The following is a 17,708-nucleotide window of genomic DNA, read 5'->3' on the forward strand; positions in this document are numbered from 1 at the left end:
ATATGGCTGTTACTGCAATGGATGTTTACAGATTACTTCCAAAAACAAACTGTGCAAAATGTGGAGAGGCATCATGTATGGCATTTGCCACAAAACTCTCAGAAAAAGAAATGGACCTTGAATTATGCACACAACTAGCAGCAGATGAATTTGACAAGCTTGCAGATTTACTTGCACCTGCTGTAAAAGAAATAACAATTGGTAAAGGCGATAAAGCTATAATAGTAGGTGGAGATGAAGTCCTTTACAGATATGAATTAACTTATTATAACCAAACTCCTCTTGTAATTGATATAGCTGATGATATGGAAGATGCTGCCTTTGAAGAGAGGGTTAAAATCATAGAAGACACACAATTTGAAAGAACAGGAGAACTGCTCACACTTGATGCTATAGCAATCAGAAACAAGTCAGGAGATGCTTCTAAGTTCAAAGAAGCTGTTGAAAAACTTAAAAAATCTAAATTAGCATTAGTCTTATGTTCATTTGATGCTGATGCAATGAAAGCAGCACTTGAAGTTGTTGGAGATGAACGACCATTAATTTATGGTGCAACAGAAAACAACATAGAGCAAATGGCATCACTTGCACTTGAATACGATTGTCCAATCGCACTCTTTGTTCCAAACGACCTTGAAAAAATGAAGGAATTTTCAAGGACATTAAGGGCAAAAGGAATTACAGACATAATTCTTGATCCTGGTACATATGTAGGTGATGGAATTGGAGATACTTTAGATGACTTTGTAATGATAAGAAGACTCGCAATTGAAGAGCGAGATGAAGACTTCAGATTCCCAATTTTAGGAATTCCAGCATTAACATGGCTTAACAGTGAAGAAGATGAAGTTAATACGGCCATAAAAGAAGCTACAATTGCAGCAACACTTATAAACAAATATGCAGACATCATGATAATTCATGGAACTGAAATATGGGAGTTAATACCTGTTTTAACATTAAGACAGAGTATTTTCACTGATCCAAGGAAACCTCAAGCAGTAGATGCGGGAGTATATGAATTTGGTGAACTAAACGAAGATTCGCCTGTTGCATTAACCACAAACTTTGCACTTACCTACTACACAGTAGAAGGAGATTTAAAGTCAGGGAAGGCCAACGGTTATCTTTTAGTGCTTGATACTGAAGGTAGAGCTGTAGATGTGGCAGTTGCCGGTGGTCAATTCAATGGAAAGGCTGTCGCTGATTTAATAAAAGAAACAGGTATTGAAGATAAAGTTAAAACCAGAAAACTGGTAATACCAGGTCTTGGGGCACCTACAAGTGGTGAAATAGAAGATGACACTGGATGGGAAGTTATTGTAGGTCCAAGAGATTCATCAGCACTTTCTGATTTCCTTAAAGATAAGGTATAACTAATAATTGATTAAAACCAGAGAGGACAGATACTATGAAGACACTGATGGTTGTAGATCCGAGAATGTGCACAGAGTGCAAAGACTGCATTACAGCATGCCAAAAAGAACATGGAACAGCAAGAGCGAAAAAAAGTAGTTCTATTCCAATTTTTTGTATGCATTGTCATCCAGATAAAGCTCCATGCGCACGGATATGTCCAACAGGAGCTATAAGAGAAGAAAAAGGCACACTTAAAGTGGATGAAGATGCATGTATTTTATGCAGGCTCTGCATGATCGCATGCCCAATAGGGATCATTGCAATAGATGAAGAGAAAAAAACCGCACAAAAATGCACATTATGCATGGAAACTGATGAAATTCTACCTGCATGTGTTGAAGCTTGTAAAGACAATGTCTTAAAGGTATTCTCAATAAAAGAACTTGAAGAACTTAAAAAAGATGTTTCATTTGCAGAAATTCTTGAAGAAACATTGAAATCGTGTCAGAATAAGCTTTAATCAACTTTTTTCTTTATTTTTCCTTTAACAATACAAATTCCTTCATTTTTTAATATTTCTTTTTTCATTTCCATACCACCAAAAAAATCTCCAACACTTAGATCGGATTTCACGACTCTGTGACAGGGAATTATTAGTGGAAGAGGATTTTTACTGATTGCAGTTCCAACAGCCCTATAAGCTTTTGAATTTATTGCTTCTGCAATTTGTTTGTATGTTCTAACTTCGCCATAAGGAATTTTAGAGACTTCCTGAAGTACTTCTTTTTGAAAATCACCCATATCCGGAATATCTATATTAAAATGAATTTTTTCACCATAATAGGATTTACAAACATTTTTTGCATATTTTTGGTATTTATTAGATATTTTAAATGAAGAACACGTTTTTTTAATTTCATTAATTGCATTTTGCTTACTTTCTTTTGGCAAGGAACATTTGATAATGTTACCTTCTTTAGAAACACCCACTGCAAAATAAAGTCCATCAAGTTCATATGTTGATATTGTAACTTCCGCTCTGTGATTTTTGCTCATTTAAAGTCCACTTAACAGTTAATAAATCAAATTATATCTTTTAAAACTCTAAAAAGGCTGGGAGATTCTTTTGCAAGGCCTAATAATGATTTTGCTGAAATAGATTTACCTTCATTTTTCTGCATAAATCTTGCAAGTGCATTTAACTCATTATCACTAAGTTTTTCCATGATTTTTCGATATTTAAGTGATCTTTTAATATCACGTTCAATCTCGTTTTTCCATGATTTTTCATATACTTCTAAGGACTTTTCAGATACATCTTCGTTTTTTATGGCATTTGCAGCTACTTTACCAGCTATTTTTGCGCATATTGTTGCAAAATGAATTCCCCCACCAGTTATAGGATCTACATGTCCTGCAGCATCCCCAACAACCAGTAATCCGTCAGCATACGTTTTTTCAATATTTCCTGAAACTGGAACTCCTCCTACATTAATTTCAATAGGAGTACCGCCAAGATTTGAGGTGAATTTGTTTAGATATTCATACGCTGTTTTTTTAGAGCTTCTAACCCCAATTCCAACATTGGCGACGCCATTTTCATTGGGAAAAATCCAAACATATCCTCCCGGAGCAATTTCATTTCCAAAATAAAACTGCATATAATTTGGATCAGTTTCAATACCTGCCATTTTGTATTGAACACACGAACAAAGGTCATTCACGTCCCAAAGTGAGTTTAATCCTGCCATTCTTGCTACATTTGATTCTATTCCATCTGCAGCAATAACCATGTCTGCTTCAATTTCAATGGTTTTACCCATATGCTTTGCAACCACGCCTTTAATCTTTCCATCTTTAATAATAAGATCCTTTACCGTGGTTTTAACCATGATTTCTGTCCCTGCTTTGGCTGATTCAACAGCAAGACTTTTATCAAACAGTTTCCTATCTAAAATGTAACCATTTTCATTAGAAGGATCCATTCTAAAACTATTTCCATCAGGAGAATGGATATCTGCACCATATATTTCTGAACGTATGTATTTGCTTGAAGGTTTTATTCCTAAAGTTTGAAAAGTTACTTCGCTTGTAGCTTCTGCACATTGGAGGGGAACTCCAATTTCTGGCCTTTTTTCAATCATTAACACATCTACATCATTTTTAGATGCGAAAAGTGATGAAACAGAACCTGCAACACGCCCTCCTACAACGACAACATCATATTTCATTCATTTACCTCCAAATTTGTCAAAATTTTTGGGGCCTTTCGAACACTGCTTGTTCGGGGCATGCAAAAACCATAGGTTTTTGCGGTTACGAAGTTATGCTTCGTAAACATCGGAAATTCTGTGAATTTTAGAAAAATGCGTTGAATTTTTCTAACTTCCAAAAAATTTATAGAATTTTTTGAGAATTTCCTTCAACCTCCAAAAGTAATGCTCCAAGAGGACATATTATGGTACATCTTCCACAATCATTGCAATTATCCTCATTGACAAATATTATGCTTTCAGTAAGTTCCAGGGAATTATTAGGGCACACGCTGATACATGCACCGCAGCACCCGCATTTTTCAATATTAAATTTCATTAATTTTCACCAATAATTTTAAGCAGAAACTATTAAAGATTACTATACAGAAATCATGTGTAATTGGAATAATATAAAACTTTTTGAGAAATTTAGATAGGGATGGACTTTATAAACTGTTTATTGACCATATTATTAAATAAAAATCTATAAAAAAGACTTTCAGGGTTTTTAGGCCCTCTAATTTTTCTGTGGTAAAAGCTTAAATACCAGTTATTCATAACTATAGTGTACTCGTATAATTTTATGAGTTCATATATGAAGGTTTAATCTAATTTTATGAAATTATAGCTTAGTTAGAAAGTAAACCGTTAACTTAATATATGACATCAAATAACTTTTATGTTATGCAGGGGTGCCCGAGCTGGCCAAAGGGGGTGGACTTAAGATCCTCTGGCGTAGGCCTACGTGGGTTCGAATCCCATCCCCTGCACTTAACCTTTCAAAAATCATAGATTTTTTACCGCAAAAATTAAATTTTTGCAGGTTTTTTCCTTGAAAAAAAGGTCCGCACTTCGTTGTGGAGGGATAATTAAAGAATTTGATATTTATGGTTCATTAATATAATATCTTTATTTTAAATAATAATGATAAAATAAACTCCATTTGGCCCTAGTGGCTTAGCCGGTAGAGCGATGCCTTGGTAAGGCATAGATCGGGGGTTCGAATCCCCCCTGGGGCTTTTTAATTTTTATTTTAAATTAATTAGAATTCATTTCATTATATTCATTATAATGCTTTTTAGGAAAAAAGTTGTACTAAAAGTTTATATCATTGTAAGTTTTATTTAATTAGCAATACTATTATTGTATTCAGGTGACAATTCATGGAAAAGAAAATAGCACAAATATCAGATATACATTTTGGTGAGAAAAACTTTTCACAGGACTTAAAAAACAATTTATTAAAACAATTGGAAGAAGAAAACCCTGATCTTATCATTATTGCGGGAGATTTAACTACTCAAGGGTATGCTCATGAATATGAGGATGCAGCTGTTTTTGTTGATGAAATTAAAACAATAACAGAAGCACATATAATTCCAGGGAATCATGATGCTCGAAATGTGGGATTACTCCATTTTGAAAAGTTAATTGGAGAAAGAAAATTTTTACATATGGATAAAAGTGGAGGGTTTGCTATTTTAGGTCTTGATTCATCTGAACCAGATATTAACGATGGCCAAATTGGAGTGGATCAACTGGAATGGCTTAAAAATGAATTGGACAAAATACCCGATGATCTATGTAAAATAGTAACATTTCACCATCATTTACTCCCTATACCTCAAACAGGAAGAGAAAGGAATATATTACTTGATTCAGGGGATTTATTAAGAGTATTCAGTGATTATGGTGTTGATTTTGTTTTAAATGGGCATAAACATGTCCCTAACGTTTGGATGATTGAGAGGATGGTTACATTAAATTCGGGGACTGCAACAACCCGAAAATTAAGAGGTCACACTTATCCATCACATAATCAGCTGATAATAAAGGATGATCAGATTCTTGTAAACTTGATAAATACTGAAACCGGTTATAAAAGAGAATTAGCTAATTATTCGGTTAAAGTTGAAAAAGAGGAATATTTAATCTGTTCATACAAGCACAATTCTCTAAATGTACTATAACTGCAGGTTATCAAGCTCATTATTTCCTTTTAGATTAGATTGTAAAAAATAGGGATTTATCCAAGCTATTAAAGTTATATTAAGAAGATTATGTACTGTAAATAGTGATAAAATGTCAAAAATGTTAGATGTAGTAATGGCGGGTGTAATTTCAGGAATTGTTGCTTTTACTACCTCAAAAATAGGAATCGCAGGAACGATTTTAGGGGCAGTTATAGGGGCGATGCTTTATCAAGTGATGTCGCATTACATAAAGGAACCTCTTGAAAGCGTAAAAACCAAAAAAATCGAAACCAGGATAGTTTATACTATTCCTCTCATGATTATTGTAGGTATTGAAATAATCTATATATTTTCTGCCATATACGGAAAACCAGAACAAATATTTTATTTACTGGAAAACGCCACAAATTGGGCCCTTTTTAAATCAATTGGAATTGGACTTATCTTTATGGGGATTTATCCTATTTTACAACCGGAGAATATAAAAAGATCCTATGGATACATGCTTTTATCCGTGGGTGTAATAAAACTTTTAAATGGATTTGTAGATGTAAATTCGCCATTTGTAACATTATATAAGCCCTATTTTGTAGAATTTGGCTTTATCATTTCGCTTGTGGTGGTGGCAGTACTTTCCTACGTTATTATATCCATAATTCAAGAATCAATAGTAATTAACCGTGAACCAGAGGACAATAAAAGTTAAAGGGGTAATATGACAAAAAAAACCAAAAACATTACATTAAAAGCAATAATAGATATTATACTCTATGAACATCCATCTACACAGGATGAAATTGCCGAACGATTGGGAATAACCAGAAGATATGTCACAAAATTATTAAAACCCCTTATAGAGAAAGGTGTTGTAAAAAGAGCTTATACTATTGATTTAAAGAAATTTGAAGAATTTTCAGAAATGTTTGAAGAAGAAAAAACATCAAGAGAACATGCAGGAACTGTATATATCAAGGATATGATAAAAAACATGTCAAATCATGTTTTAAAACAGCTTGATAGATCATTTGAAGCTCTTTCTAGTTTTGACACAGAATTAGCCAATAAAGCGCTTCAGATGGATTTTATTACAAATAATATGCATGAAAAGGTAAGATCCTCAGTGGACATGGCATTATCAATGAATCCTTCATCAGAATTCAGTAAAACAATGGCCTTTAGCGAAGTTGCGTCTGATTTAGAACGTATTGGTGACCATTCATGTCAGTTTGCAAATTTTACATTAAAAGAATCATATGAAATAGACCCTGAAATGCTTAAATACATACAGGAAATGTTTGAAACTGCTAAAGACATGGTTGATTACTCAATGGAAGCTTTTTTAAATGAAAGAACTGATTTAAAAAATAAAGTAATGGATTCTGAGGAGAGGATCCATGTTTTACAAAAGAAAGCTTTAAATTGTATTGCAACTCAAATGGCAGAAGCTTCTTTTGATGATACTGAGCGTTCAACATATTACCTTTCCCTTTCAAGAGTAGTTAAAGCTTTTGAGAGAATTGGTGATATATCTATTGAAATAATTGATGCTTCAAGGGAATTTTATGACAATATTCCCAGAACCACAACTCCAGAACGTTTCAGGCGAAAATCAAGAAATTCGTTAAAATAATGAATAAAATATTTAATACATGTTTAAAAAAAGGAAAAGTTTTTGTTTAGTCTTTTTCTTTTTCCATGTATTCTTTGATTTTTTTTTCTTCCCATTCTTTGGAGAAAATTCCATGGGTCATGAAAACAGATAAGCCGTGTACAAAAAGTCCAATTCCCCAGAAGAATGTTACAAACAGGAACCACCAAAATCCGGGAGTAGTAAAGAAGTTAAGAACTGCAAGGAACACATTTACCACAATAAAAGAGATTAAATGGCAATAAAAACCTTTTATTTCTCCAACCTTTTTTTTGGCTCTTTCATATTTTTCATCCATTTTATAACTCCTTATTTCTTATTTATACAATTTAGTTTAAGTATTATATAAATTTTAGGTTTATTAGCTTTTTATGTTTTGAATATTGGGTTTTTTGCTTAAAATAGAGTTATAATTACTTATTTTGTAAAATACTTTGAATATACGAACTTTTCGCTTTTAGTAAAGTAATGTTCTTATTTGGTGAATTATTATACTATTTCTTTTTTCAATAAGTTCACTTATTGTGTTAATTGATACACAAATAGTAACATTTAAATATATGTTTTTGATTAGTATAGGTGAGGTGAAATGAAATGGACTCGAGATATATAATTGGAACAATAATAGCCCTAATAGTAATAGTTGGTGCTTACATGGTTCTTACAGGAGGTTCAAACCAGAATACAATAAATATTGCTGGTTCAACATCTGTGCAACCTGTAGCAGAAAAATTAGCTCAAGCTTACATGCAAAAACACCCTGATGTTAAGATTAATGTACAAGGTGGAGGAACATCTGTAGGTATTAAGAGTGTTCAACAAGGTACAGCACAAATTGGTACTGCATCTTCAAAACCTAAAGATAGTGATGCACAAGGCTTAGTGCAAACTCAAATCGCTAAAGATGGTATTGTAGTTGTTGTAAACAAAGCTAATTCAATAAGTGATCTTACACTAAACCAGACAAAAGATTTATTCTCTGGAAATGTAACTGAATGGACCAAAGTAACTGGTGCATCCGGTGGTAAAGTTAACGTTATTACAAGAGAAGACGGTTCTGGTACAAGAGACGGATTCCAGAGCATTGTAATGGGCGGTAAAAATGGAACTCCAATATTAAAGACAGCAGTTGTACAAAGTTCAACTGAAGCTATAGCTCAAGCAGTTAAAGGAGACCCAAACGCTATAGGATACATATCATTAGCTAGTGTAAATGGTGATGTTAAAGCAGTTAAAATAAACGGTGTGGCTCCTTCAGAACAGACTGTTAGCGATGGAACTTACAAAATAACAAGACCATTCATTTTCTTAACCAAAGGGAATCCAACAGGCACAGTTAAAGATTTCATTGACTGGGTAATGGGCCCTGAAGGACAAGCAATAGTTAAGCAAACTGGAGCAGTTCCAGTAGGACCTACTCAATAAGTGGTTTAAAACCACTATTTTTTATTTATTTGCTAAAAAATTGAAGAATTTAAAAATTAAATTTCACAATCCATTTGGTTAATCACTCTAAATTTAAATACTCTAAAGGAGAAGAATATTCCAAGGTGAATAAAAAATGGATTTGAAATATAAACTGGGAATAATAATTGCCATTATCATAATTTGCTCTTATTTAATATTTATACCATCAACACAGTATGAAAGAATACAAATTGCAGGTTCTACGTCTGTGCAGCCTGTAGCAGAAAAATTAGCTAAAAAATTTGGAGAAACTCATCCTAATGTCCGTATAAATGTCCAGGGCGGAGGATCAAGCCTGGGTATAAGTAGTGTATCACAAGGTATAACCCAAATAGGTACAAGCTCAAGAGAATTAACGCAAAAAGAAAAAATCGGACTTAATGAATATGTTATTGGAAAAGAAGGAATTGTAATTGCTGTGAATAATCAAAATAACATTACTTATCTAAACAAAACTCAGATCAAGGACATTTTCAGTGGTAAGGTTAAGAACTGGAAAGATGTTGGAGGTCCGGATTTAGAAATTCATGTTATAACCAGAGAATCAGGATCAGGTACAAGATCTGCATTTGAAAATCTGATAATGGGTAAAGGTATCAAAATAAAGAATGATGCCATAGTTCAAAGCTCAACAGAATCTGTTAAGCAGGCAGTAAAGCAAGATCCTGGTGCAATAGGATTTGTTTCACTTGCACGTATGACCAATGATGTTAAAGCCCTGAAAATAGGAGGTATTACTCCTTCAGAACAAACAGTTTCAGATGGATCTTATAGCCTACAAACACCCTTTCTTTTTATAGTAAAAGGTGAACCAAAGGGTGTTGTAAAGGAATTTATCGATTTCACTTTAAGTCCTGAAGGTCAGGCTATTGTTAAAGGAGAAAAAGTTGTACCAGTAAAATAGAGATTATGGGAGGCTATTTGCCTCTTTCACGCTAACAAATTTATTTCAGACTAAAATAGAGGTGCAAAATGACGAAGTATGAAGAATTTATAGTAGAAAAGGGGCTTTTTGTAACGGCCATTTTGTCAATCATAGTGATTTTGTTAATTATAGGGTTCATATTTAAAGAAGGCCTTCCAGCAATGGACAGCTACGGATTCTTACATTTCATATTTGGAATGGACTGGTCACCTTCAGATGACCAGTATGGTGTTTTCACCATGATAATTGGTTCAATAGGTATAACACTTCTCTCATTGCTTTTTGCAGTGCCATTATCTTTACTCTGTGCCATATTTTTGGCAGAAATTGCGCCTAAGGTAATGAGAAGAATTTTAAAACCAGTTATTGAGACCCTTGCAGGTATTCCATCTGTTGTATACGGATTTTTTGGGCTTATAATTCTCGTTCCATTTATGAGAGTACATTTCGGAGGAACCGGTTTCAGCATGCTTACAGCATCTATAATTCTAACTGTAATGATCCTTCCAACAATTATTAGTATATCAGAGGATGCTTTAAAGTCTGTTCCTCATGAATACAAAGAAGCATCCCTTGCACTTGGAGCAACACACTGGCAGACCATAAAAAACGTTATATTCCCTGCAGCTATTCCTGGAATTATAACTGCAATAATCCTGGGAATGGGTAGGGCTGTAGGAGAAACTTTAGCAGTTATAATGGTTGCAGGAAACGTTGCACAAATTCCAAACTCCATATTTGACCCTGTAAGGGCATTAACATCAAATATAGCGTTAGAAATGGGGTATGCGACAGGAATTCATTATAATGCATTATTTGCAACAGGAATAGTGCTGTTTATAATGATAATGGTCCTTCTAATAATAGCCAACTACTTCCACTACAAAAAGAAAGTTGTTATAGGTGGAGGGTACTTATAATGTCTAAATATCAATTTAAACCAATTATAGGGGGAGAATAATTTGAATAAGATAATATCTCCTAAAACTGCTCAAACTATTATGAAAGGTTTATTTTGGGCATCTGGAATAATAACAGTCCTTATATTGGTTGTAATTATAGGTTACATTCTCTATAAAGGGTTACCTGTAGTTAGTTTAAGTTTCATCTTCACTGATCCTATTGATTCTGGTAGATCTGGCGGAATATTTCCTATGATTGTATCCAGCATATATGTTACTTTCATAGCAATTCTGGTTGCTACTCCTCTTGGTGTTGGGGCAGCGGTTTATCTGGCAGAATATGCGGGAGAAGGTACAATAGTTAAATTAATTAGATTTGGAGCAGAAACACTGGCATCCATTCCATCTATTGTATTTGGATTGTTTGGACTGGCGTTTTTTGTCATTTACCTGGGACTTGGATGGTGTGTACTCTCTGGAGGATTGATATTAGCTCTTATGGCACTTCCAACAATTTTACAGGTGTCTGAGGTTTCACTGGAAGCGGTACCTAAATCTTACAGGGAAGGGAGCCTTGCAATAGGTGCTACAAAATGGCAAACAATTTATAGGGTGGTTTTACCCGCAGGAATCCCTGGAATTACAACTGGTGTAATTTTAGGACTTGCAAGAGCTATTTCAGAGGCAGCAGCAATATTATTTGCTGTAGGTGCTGCATTATCAGTTCCAGTGTCAATTTTTGACCCTGCAAGACCTCTTCCACTGCACCTTTATATTATGGCAACAGAAGGTATATCTCTGGATAATGCATATGGTACAGCAGCAGTTCTGGTGCTTTTAGTGCTTACAATAACCGTTGTTACAAACACATTAGTAGAACGATACTCAAAAAAGATGATGGGGAGATAGAATGGATTACAGAATTGAAGTTGAAGATTTAAACGTTTACTTTGGCGAAGCACACATTTTAAAGGATCTTAACCTTAATATCCGTAAAAATACGGTTACTTCACTTATTGGACCTTCAGGTTGTGGAAAATCAACATTTATACGAACTTTAAACCGTATGAATGATTTAATTGACACATTTAAGCATGATGGTACAGTTCTTTTAGATGGTAAAGATATTTATGATCCCAAAGTTGATGTGGTGGATTTAAGAAAAAAAATTGGAATGGTATTTCAAAAGCCAAATCCCTTTCCAAAATCAATTTTTGACAATGTAGCTTATGGTTTAAGAGTACATGGAATTTCAGATAAGGATGTTTTAACTGAGAGGGTTGAAGAAAGCCTGAAAGCAGCAGCATTATGGGATGAAGTTAAAGATAAAATGGATATGTCAGCAATGGGGCTTTCTGGAGGTCAGCAGCAACGATTATGTATTGCAAGAACAATAGCTGTCAACCCTGAGGTTATTTTAATGGATGAACCTGCATCAGCACTTGATCCAATCTCCACAACAAAAATAGAGGATTTAGTTCATAAACTAAAGAAAGATTACACCATAATAATTGTTACACACAACATGCAGCAAGCTACAAGGGTTTCTAAGTACACAGCGTTCTTTTTAAACGGTGAAATTGTAGAAAGTGGTCTCACTGACAAATTATTCATAGGGCCTGAAGATAAACGTACTGAAGATTATATTACCGGTAGATTTGGATAGTTTAAGATTCAAAAGATTCAATTGGATAAAAGAACAAAATATATAATTGTGGTTTGTAACCAAAGGTGGATAAAATGAAAAGATACCCAAGAGTGCAATTTAGAAAAAGATTGAGGGAATTAAAAGAAGAAGTAGAGGAAATGGGGCAAGTTACCCTCAATGCCCAGAAAAATGCATTTGAAATATTAATTGATTTTGATGAAGAAAAGCTGAAGAAAGTAAAAAATTCCAAAGAAAAGATAGATGAACTGAATTTTGAATTAGAAAGAATGTGTATGGGGATAATAGCATCTGAACAGCCTGTCGCTAAGGATTTAAGGTTTATTGAAGCATGTATTAAAGTAGGCAGTCATTTAAAAAGGATGATGGGGATTGCTGTAAATATTGCAGAAGTTGCTGAGCATTTAAGGAAGGAAGAGGTGCCTAAAAGGCCAATAGAAGATTTAACACATATGTCTAATATTGTGCAGATGATGGTAAGTAAAGGCCTTTATGCATTTTTAGATCAGAACATGAACATGGCAAGGGAGTTAAGGCAGGATGATGACAAGGTAGACGATTTATTTGATCAGGCATTATCAAATATTACAAAAAGTATGTTTGAAAACAAGGATTCAATATCCTACATGATATATCTGTTGTTTGTTGCAAGATTCCTGGAGAGAACTGCAGACCGTGCAGTGAGTATTGGGGATAGAACAATATTCATGATGACATGCGAAAAACCTTAAATGAGCTTTAAATTTGATTCAAGTTTTAAAAACATATTTTTTCTTTTTTAAAAAAATAAATAGATTATTTTGAAAATTCAAAGAATAATGAACAAAATTTATGGTTTTAAAATGGCTGTCGCATGTCTTCCAGCCCAGCACTGAATACAAACTCCAATAGGCAATCCTGCAGTGTGAGTATCTGCTGTAAGGATTTTAACGTCTAAAGCAGTGATTTTACCACCAAGACCCATTGGGCCAATGCCAGTTTTGTTTATCTGCTTTAAAATATCTTCTTCAAGCTCTGCAATCTGTTTATCAGGATTTCGTTTCCCAACTTTTCCAAGCAATGATTTTTTCGCAATTTTCATGGCTAAATCAGATGATCCACCAATTCCAACACCGACAATGATAGGAGGACATGGTTTTCCACCAGCAGCAATCACAGTATCTAAAACGAACTTTTTAATGCCTTCAATGCCTTCGCCAGGCAGGGCCATTTTAAGTGCATTGTTGTTTTCTGAGCCGATACCCTTTGGAAAAACAGTAAATTCAACTTTTTCTTCTTCAATGAGTTCAATATCAATTTGAGGAATCATATTTCCAGTATTTGTCCCTGTATTTTTCCTTGTTATTGGATTTACCACGTTTGGTCTAAGTGGAACTTCTTTTGTGGCCTTTTCCACTCCTTTTGTTATTCCTTCATAGAGATTTTCAATTTTTATAGGACCAAGTTTTACAAAAACAATAGGGAGACCTGTATCTTGACACATGGGAACACCCATTTTTTGGGCAGCTTCAATATTATCAAGTATAGCTTTAAGATTTAGCCGGGCAATCTTATCATCTTCATGTTTATAAGCATCTTGAAGTGAATTCTTTACATCATCTGGAAGTTGGATTACAGCTTCCTTAAATAAATTGAAAATAGTGTTTTCTATTTGATTTGTTGTAATCATGATAATTCATCCTTAAACTAATTTAATGGATAAATATTAATAAATTGTTCTTTTCCAAATTTAAAGTTAATAAAAATGAATGAATTTATAGCTGTATTAATTGATGATTGCTTACAATACTCTCAAACACAAGGTATTTGGTACATCAAAAACCATAGTTTTTGTATTTTAAAAATTTATGATGCTAAAAAGTCACAATGGTTTAGGAACTAAAAACTCAGCGATTCCATATCCTTCTTTACCATCCCAATTATATTTGGAAATGGTTTCTATTAGAATCATCTTCTCATCAACAGGAATCATTCCAAATCTAATAACAACGCCTTTAACTGAATATTTGGAACCTTTTTTGTCAAATAAATTCATGGAAAACGTGGAAGGAATTCCATTATTAAATTCTACATCTATATCTGATTTTACGAGTGTTTCATTAACTGAACCTGTATAGAAATATCCAGCATCTACATCTCCTTCTTCAACGGAAAGTTTAGTTATATTAAAAGCTTCCGCATCTGAAAACTCTGAATTAATCCACATCCACATTTTAGGAGATCCCCAGGCCCTAATCCCGCGGCTTAAATCTCTCTCACCCAATGCTTCAATTTCAAATACTTCATTATTGATTTCAATTTTTCCCCGAGCTTTTCCAAACTGTTCATAATGTTCAGATGCTACATTAGATGACATTTCAGTCTGTTTTTCATCAACACAATCAACATAATCCATAATTGGATTTAAAGCTTCCCAGGTCATATCCATTTTAACTTTAAATTCAGTTTTATTTAATGGATTAAAAATTGAACCATTATATTTAAGTTTCCATTTCCCGGTTTCTATCTCCTGGTAATCTAAACCGGCAATATTTAATGGTTTATCGTCGCAGGGAGTTTCTAATTTAATACCTGCGGTCATGTTTGACGACATTAAATAGAAGAACATTGATTTTTCATTTTTATTAACCTTGTTTCCTACACGCATAAAGGCCGTTAAATCATTATTTTTATCATGAAAATTAAAATAATAGCTTTCATTCCATTCTTCATGTTTTTTTAGACTTTCTAAATCAATGTCCATGTATATGACTCCTTATTCTTTTTTATAAACAATTCCTTCGTTACCATCTATAAATAACTTTTCACCAGTTTTAAAAATACTTGTAGCTCCTTTAACAGCAGTTACAGCAGGTATTCTATATTCGCGAGAAATTACAGCACCGTGGGATAATATTCCTCCGGTTTCTGTAATAAGACCTCCGATCTTTGAAAATACTGCAGTCCATGCAGGGTCAGTGTTACTGGTTATAAGAATTTCATTATCTTCAAGCTTTGATAATTCTCCAATAGATTCTACAACTCTGGCTACACCATTAAATGTTCCAGGACTGGCTGCTGCACCGTAAACTGCATTTTTGCCATATTCCATAACTGTATCATCAAACTCAATCCCGTTTTTTAAGAATTTTGGTGGAAGCGACGATTTATATCTATAAAACTCCTTTTTTCTTTTTAGAATTTTATCCATTAATCCTAAAACGTTGTTTTCGTTAAATTCTGTCTTCGAAGGGTTTATATTAAAAAAAATGAATAACTCTTTTTCATAAAGGAAGAAAACATCATCAATTTCATCAATAATGTTTCTTACCATCAATCTCCTTCCCATTTCCAGCAACATCACTCTTTGACGGAATAGAAGGTGATCTAAATAAAATCTCTGATTTTCCCTGAATGTTAAATAGGTTTGAGCTAAATTAAGCACAATGGAAAATATTTTTGCCTTAAAAAAGCCGCCATTTTGTTTTTTAATTTTATTCAAAACTTTTTTTTCGGTTTTAAATCTATGTTTACGACTTTCTTTTTCTTTTTTCCTTAAATCTAAATCAGAAGAGGACAATAATTTAATTACTTCCAGAACATAGACTCTATCTTCTCTCCAACGAGGATATAATATTTCACGGGTGTTGGATCGATGCCCATAATTGTTTATAAACGAATTAAATTCCTTTTTAAATTTTGAATTAAAATAGATGAGTTCATCAAGCTCTGTTTCATTTAGCGTGCTTAAATCATCGGTGAAATTTATTTTTGCAAGTAATTTTGAGTCTTCTCTTAAAATTTTAGCTAAATCAGAAAATCTAATATTCATTTCCACAGTTTTATTATCATCTAACCCTGAGATTAAACCAGCATAAAGAGAACCATTCTTATCATCCAGCCATTTTACCAGCCAGTTTTTAATCATTAAATTAGTGGCTATGGAATGGGATACCATGCCGTATCTGATTAGCTGGTAATGTTTAATACCTGATTTTTCAATATCATCATAAAGGGCTGCCAGTTCCACGTCACTTATCACAGTTAAATCTGTTTTATCAAAGGATTTGCATTTTTTCATAAAACCTTTGGCCCATTTTCGATAGGCCTTATCGGTCTTGTTCATCATCCCGTCAGGATCCCGAATAGCTACTAACATCTGTGAGAGTAAAGTTTTGTGTAATAATGTAGGATATTGGGAAATTCGCTCCTGGTCTTCTAAGGGGAAATAATTCAATAACTCTTTAGACCGAGCAAATTTGGGATAATATGAAAAAGCTTTTTCTAAAACCCAACTATTGAAATAAACCCTTGATTTATGGAGTTTTAAGAGCTTAGAGTCTGTTATTTCTTTATATCCCATTATCCTAGCACCTTCATGATTCACATAATCAGTAAGCATTTTACCCATAACATCATAAAACAGAGGGGTGGTGGCATCAGCCCAGTACTCATCTCCATAAGCTCGGGTCCATAAAATATCATCTTTATCTGAACTATCGGTGAGAGTGGTTACTGGTCGTGATTGTAGGATATAAATTGTGGGGAAGTTTGATTCATTGTTATTTTCGCATTCTATGGCCCATTCAATATCCTGAGGTCCACCAAAAAATTCTTCCAGTTCAATTCCCATTTTTAGTAATTTTGGAAGGATTTTTTCATTGAGGCTTGATTTTTCCCTATTTTCTCCATCTATATCAATTAAAGTGTTTGCACCGTCTTTAAGGAAATATCCTTGCTTTTTTGTTTTAATATTTTTTTCAAGTATATTTCCATCTCTCTGTAGGACAAAAATATCTGGGGTGACTATTCCTGAGGCAATAGCTTCACCCAAGCCCCAAGTGGACTCAATAACAATATCTTCACTTCCATTAACTGGATTAGCTGTGAATGTCACTCCACTGATATTTGCGTTGACCATTTTTTGCACGACCACAGCTATTCTTGCAGCGGACATTTCGGTGTCTAAATGTCCAATGGGAGAATCATGACGGTATTTTACGGCGCGATCAGTCCAGTAAGATGCCCAGCAATCAATGATTTTTTCTAAAATATCTTCCTTTTTTATATTTAGGAAACTATCCAGCTGCCCTGCAAAACTGGCATCTGCCAGATCTTCAGCTACGGCCGATGATCTTACTGCATAATATCCATCAGGGAGATTACTTATTTTATTCGTAATCTCTAAAAACAGATTTTCAGGTAGTTCTTCTGATTTTATCATGCTTCGAATGGAAGAACACCCATTAGAGATAGAATTTTCATCTTTAAAATCAATAGAATCAAGTATTTTAGATATTTTACATTCTAATTCTTTTTTAATAAAAAAATCATAGGCATCTACTGAAACAATAACTGCAGGAGGAATATTAAAACCTGCACTGGACATTTTACCTAAATTAAGGGCTTTTCCCCCAATCTTTTCTATAGGAATATCTTTTTCTTTAAGATCAATCACATAATTGTTTATATTCGCCATATTATCATTGCCATAAGTAATAACCATATATTCTGCATTTATTTTTAAAATAAAC

General features: G+C 33.7%; 18 protein-coding genes and 2 tRNA genes. 13 read left to right on the plus strand and 7 right to left on the minus strand.

Annotated elements, in window-relative coordinates:
• The first annotated feature begins 2 nt into the window (after positions 1 to 2).
• A complete protein-coding gene (locus tag HZC47_03740; GenBank protein MBI5679993.1) occupies positions 3 to 1,376 on the plus strand; it encodes an acetyl-CoA decarbonylase/synthase complex subunit gamma in 1,374 nt (457 codons plus the stop codon).
• 35 nt (positions 1,377 to 1,411) lie between these two features.
• Entirely contained in the window at positions 1,412 to 1,879 is a 468-nt protein-coding gene (locus tag HZC47_03745) for a 4Fe-4S dicluster domain-containing protein (GenBank protein MBI5679994.1), read from the plus strand.
• Here the strand turns inward: HZC47_03745 and HZC47_03750 are convergent.
• From HZC47_03750 to HZC47_03760, 3 genes are all read right to left on the minus strand, one after another.
• Positions 1,876 to 2,415 carry an MGMT family protein gene (locus tag HZC47_03750; protein MBI5679995.1) on the minus strand — a complete coding sequence of 180 codons (540 nt, stop codon included), beginning with the start codon at positions 2,413 to 2,415 and terminating at the stop codon, positions 1,876 to 1,878. The genes HZC47_03745 and HZC47_03750 overlap by 4 nt on opposite strands.
• Before the next feature lie 26 nt (positions 2,416 to 2,441).
• Complete coding sequence (locus tag HZC47_03755) at positions 2,442 to 3,590, minus strand: NAD(P)/FAD-dependent oxidoreductase (GenBank protein ID MBI5679996.1); 1,149 nt, start codon at positions 3,588 to 3,590, stop codon at positions 2,442 to 2,444.
• Positions 3,591 to 3,756: 166 nt separating this feature from the next.
• Complete coding sequence (locus HZC47_03760; protein MBI5679997.1) at positions 3,757 to 3,951, minus strand: 4Fe-4S binding protein; 195 nt, start codon at positions 3,949 to 3,951, stop codon at positions 3,757 to 3,759.
• Between the two features lie 349 nt (positions 3,952 to 4,300).
• Between HZC47_03760 and HZC47_03765 the strand changes: the two genes are divergently transcribed.
• The 5 genes from HZC47_03765 (at position 4,301) to HZC47_03785 (ending at position 7,217) form a co-directional block, all read left to right on the plus strand.
• Positions 4,301 to 4,384, plus strand: a tRNA-Leu gene (locus HZC47_03765).
• A gap of 176 nt (positions 4,385 to 4,560) precedes the next feature.
• Positions 4,561 to 4,633 (plus strand) — tRNA-Thr (locus HZC47_03770).
• A gap of 144 nt (positions 4,634 to 4,777) precedes the next feature.
• Positions 4,778 to 5,584 carry a metallophosphoesterase gene (locus HZC47_03775; protein ID MBI5679998.1) on the plus strand — a complete coding sequence of 269 codons (807 nt, stop codon included), beginning with the start codon at positions 4,778 to 4,780 and terminating at the stop codon, positions 5,582 to 5,584.
• 112 nt (positions 5,585 to 5,696) lie between these two features.
• A complete protein-coding gene (locus tag HZC47_03780; protein ID MBI5679999.1) occupies positions 5,697 to 6,293 on the plus strand; it encodes a hypothetical protein in 597 nt (198 codons plus the stop codon).
• Between the two features lie 9 nt (positions 6,294 to 6,302).
• Positions 6,303 to 7,217, plus strand: coding sequence for a winged helix-turn-helix transcriptional regulator (locus HZC47_03785; protein ID MBI5680000.1), 915 nt, complete (start codon positions 6,303 to 6,305; stop codon positions 7,215 to 7,217).
• A 46-nt stretch (positions 7,218 to 7,263) separates the two neighbouring features.
• Here the strand turns inward: HZC47_03785 and HZC47_03790 are convergent, their stop codons facing one another.
• A complete protein-coding gene (locus tag HZC47_03790; GenBank protein MBI5680001.1) occupies positions 7,264 to 7,533 on the minus strand; it encodes a 2TM domain-containing protein in 270 nt (89 codons plus the stop codon).
• Between the two features lie 296 nt (positions 7,534 to 7,829).
• On the opposite strand from HZC47_03790, the gene HZC47_03795 reads away from it, so the two are divergent.
• The 6 genes from HZC47_03795 (at position 7,830) to phoU (ending at position 12,926) form a co-directional block, all read left to right on the plus strand.
• A complete protein-coding gene (locus HZC47_03795; GenBank protein MBI5680002.1) occupies positions 7,830 to 8,660 on the plus strand; it encodes a phosphate ABC transporter substrate-binding protein in 831 nt (276 codons plus the stop codon).
• 136 nt (positions 8,661 to 8,796) lie between these two features.
• Positions 8,797 to 9,606: a phosphate ABC transporter substrate-binding protein gene (locus tag HZC47_03800; protein ID MBI5680003.1), complete on the plus strand. Its 810-nt coding sequence runs from the start codon at positions 8,797 to 8,799 to the stop codon at positions 9,604 to 9,606.
• Between the two features lie 68 nt (positions 9,607 to 9,674).
• On the plus strand, positions 9,675 to 10,547 hold the full coding sequence (gene pstC, locus HZC47_03805; GenBank protein ID MBI5680004.1) for a phosphate ABC transporter permease subunit PstC: 873 nt from the start codon (positions 9,675 to 9,677) through the stop codon (positions 10,545 to 10,547).
• Between the two features lie 81 nt (positions 10,548 to 10,628).
• A complete protein-coding gene (gene pstA / locus HZC47_03810; protein ID MBI5680005.1) occupies positions 10,629 to 11,438 on the plus strand; it encodes a phosphate ABC transporter permease PstA in 810 nt (269 codons plus the stop codon).
• A gap of 1 nt (position 11,439) precedes the next feature.
• The gene (locus tag HZC47_03815) at positions 11,440 to 12,195 is read left to right on the plus strand and encodes a phosphate ABC transporter ATP-binding protein (protein ID MBI5680006.1); all 756 of its coding nucleotides are present in this window, start codon (positions 11,440 to 11,442) and stop codon (positions 12,193 to 12,195) included.
• A 74-nt stretch (positions 12,196 to 12,269) separates the two neighbouring features.
• Positions 12,270 to 12,926 carry a phosphate signaling complex protein PhoU gene (phoU, locus tag HZC47_03820; protein ID MBI5680007.1) on the plus strand — a complete coding sequence of 219 codons (657 nt, stop codon included), beginning with the start codon at positions 12,270 to 12,272 and terminating at the stop codon, positions 12,924 to 12,926.
• Positions 12,927 to 13,024: 98 nt separating this feature from the next.
• On the opposite strand, the gene HZC47_03825 is transcribed toward phoU, so the two are convergent.
• The 3 genes from HZC47_03825 to HZC47_03835 form a co-directional block, all read right to left on the minus strand.
• Positions 13,025 to 13,864, minus strand: coding sequence for a fumarate hydratase (locus HZC47_03825; protein MBI5680008.1), 840 nt, complete (start codon positions 13,862 to 13,864; stop codon positions 13,025 to 13,027).
• 192 nt (positions 13,865 to 14,056) lie between these two features.
• Entirely contained in the window at positions 14,057 to 14,938 is an 882-nt protein-coding gene (locus tag HZC47_03830) for a hypothetical protein (protein ID MBI5680009.1), read from the minus strand.
• A 12-nt stretch (positions 14,939 to 14,950) separates the two neighbouring features.
• Positions 14,951 to 17,680, minus strand: coding sequence for a phosphoenolpyruvate protein kinase (locus HZC47_03835; GenBank protein ID MBI5680010.1), 2,730 nt, complete (start codon positions 17,678 to 17,680; stop codon positions 14,951 to 14,953).
• Between the last annotated feature and the right edge of the window lie 28 nt (positions 17,681 to 17,708).

It is taken from the genome of Methanobacterium sp., assembly GCA_016222945.1.
Lineage (GTDB): Archaea > Methanobacteriota > Methanobacteria > Methanobacteriales > Methanobacteriaceae > Methanobacterium_D.